The following is a 380-nucleotide window of genomic DNA, read 5'->3' on the forward strand; positions in this document are numbered from 1 at the left end:
CCGCTGGTGGTGACCCTGGCCAACGGCCAGACCATTACCATTCCGGTGGGTGAGTCCTCGGGTTCGGTGCCGTTCACCGCGCCGAACAACGTCCACAACACCAACGCGCCGCTGACCAACAGCATCACGGACATCAGTGGCGGCAACTACGAGAAAGTAGAAGCGGCAGGCAAGCCAACCACGACCGTAACCGACGGTCCAGGCACCCAGGATTCGACTGGCCTGAGCGTCAGCGCAACTGGCGAAGTGACCGAAGGCGGCAAGATCGTCTACACCGTGTCGCTGACCAACCCGGCCGGCACGGAAATGAAGGTGACCCTGAGCAACAACCAGGTCGTCACCATCGCCGCGGGCGCGAAAGAAGGCAGCATCACCGTTGA

1 protein-coding gene is annotated in these 380 nt (G+C 62.4%); it reads left to right on the forward strand.

Going from position 1 to position 380, the window contains the following annotated elements; genetic code table 11:
• Positions 1-380: immunoglobulin-like domain-containing protein (locus tag CYD26_RS25180; protein ID WP_158240149.1), on the forward strand; the 380-nt coding region annotated here is incomplete at both ends.

This window comes from Pseudomonas sp. FFUP_PS_473 (genome assembly GCF_002858665.1).
Taxonomy (GTDB): Bacteria; Pseudomonadota; Gammaproteobacteria; order Pseudomonadales; family Pseudomonadaceae; genus Aquipseudomonas; species Aquipseudomonas defluvii.